Origin of the sequence: Photobacterium gaetbulicola, from assembly GCF_003025515.1 — a bacterium.
In the GTDB taxonomy this organism is placed as follows: Bacteria; Pseudomonadota; Gammaproteobacteria; order Enterobacterales; family Vibrionaceae; genus Photobacterium; species Photobacterium gaetbulicola.
In genome coordinates, this window is the sequence record NZ_PYME01000063.1 from 1 (window position 1) to 1,660 (window position 1,660).

Sequence of the window (1,660 nt, forward strand, 5' to 3'; positions counted from 1 at the left end):
ACCCGGATTGTGCCACCCTTTTTACCAGAGCAGAACTACAACGAGGACAATACAGAGTAGAGTTGTGACGGTGTTTCAGTGAGTTTACATGGTCGCGAGTCGTCAGAGTTGTAGTTGAAACATAAGCTTGGATCGACTGAATTATGTACTGTTCATCATTTGAGTCTAATTCTAATACCCTAAATGATTTTATATACCGACCCAAACCGCTATTCATAACATTTGAAGGTAAAGGTGTTCGTAGACTACAATCACCACTAAAATATACAACTGTTTTAATTAGCCTTTCATCAATATTCAAAAATTCAGAAAGGACTTTTTTTTGTCTATATGTTTGCCTAAGTGGATTTTGAAACCTAAATTTCTTTCCATATAATGATTGTGTCCATTGAACTGCGCGTTCATCACCAAAAATCCAACCTTTAATATTTTTGGTTTCAACAATAAACAATCCGTACTTAGACACGATTAGATGATCAATCTGTGCTGTACCGTTATGTGACGGCAATATTAGATCATGAAAACGAGTATAAGTGCCTTTATCAAGAGAAAGCCAAATATTTAATGACGTTTTCTTCTCACCAAACCAGCCCTTAAAGATATTAAACATTATCAGTTCAACCTATTACTTGATATTTTTAAACAGTAACTTAAAAGTAACCAACAAAGACTGAAATTAAATTCTTAGCAATTTCTCTTTGCGTTTTTTAAACTCTTTCTCACTGATAACACCATCTGTATAAAGCTGATACAATCGTTCAATTTCACCTGCTACTTCAACCCCTTGCATTGATTTTTGGTTTCCAACAAAACACCATATTAGAGCTAAAAACCATCCAATACCCAAGAATAAGCCACCAAACAAATTTAAAAGTAAAATTGCTGTCCTATGAGGGTGGTAGCGTTTTCTTGCAATAATTGTCGGCAAGAAAAAAAGATAGCCAAGGATTATAAGCATGATTAGCATTATGAATAATGATAAGCCGTCATCCGTGTTATCCACTTCGGTGCTACTAGAGTCTTCATCCCATGCGAGTTGGCTTTGTGGGGGTTGGTTTAAAGACGTTTCTACTGGTTTAAGATCCTTAAGGTTTCTATTAATACAAGAAGACCATACGCTAGGGCCCAATGAGCGAGGACATGACTGATTTAACCAAGCACGATCAGCCTCGCTTAAAGAGTTCACTGCATCAATAGGAAAGCCGCTATTGAAAACTCTCATATTTCGATTCACACATGAAGCCCAAACTGATGGCCCAAGGCTTCGGGGACAGGTAGATTTAACCCAATCACGCTGCCAATCAGGTATTTTCTCTAGTTTCTTGTCAGGGAAATTATTGCTTATTGCTTTAGCGTTTCGCTCGAAACAGGAGTGCCAAACAGAGGGCCCCAGAGAACTGGGACACGAATCGCTAACCCACTGCCTGTAGTCTGGGTGGATTTGTTGTAATTTAGACTCTAGAGTACTTGCAAGTACGATTGAAGACTGCGAAATAAACAAAAAAAAGACTATGAACGTTCTAAGCATATTGTCGCTTGTAATCTGTGCTGTAAAAGAATCGGCGCATACTATCAAAACAAGAAAGTGACGCATGGAATTAACACATTTAGCATCACAACTTATCATTTTGTTACCATTGGAGAATGGTAAGAATTTACA

The 1,660-nt window shown here is 37.5% G+C and carries 2 protein-coding genes; both read right to left on the reverse strand.

Annotation, left to right across the window (positions count from 1 at the left end; all coding sequences use genetic code 11):
• On the reverse strand, positions 1-610 hold a 610-nt coding region (locus C9J03_RS26295; RefSeq protein ID WP_107291819.1), incomplete at its 3' end, for a nuclease-related domain-containing protein.
• Between the two features lie 66 nt (positions 611-676).
• A partial coding sequence (locus tag C9J03_RS26945) for a superinfection immunity protein (RefSeq protein WP_211300780.1) occupies positions 677-1,660 on the reverse strand: 984 nt, incomplete at its 5' end.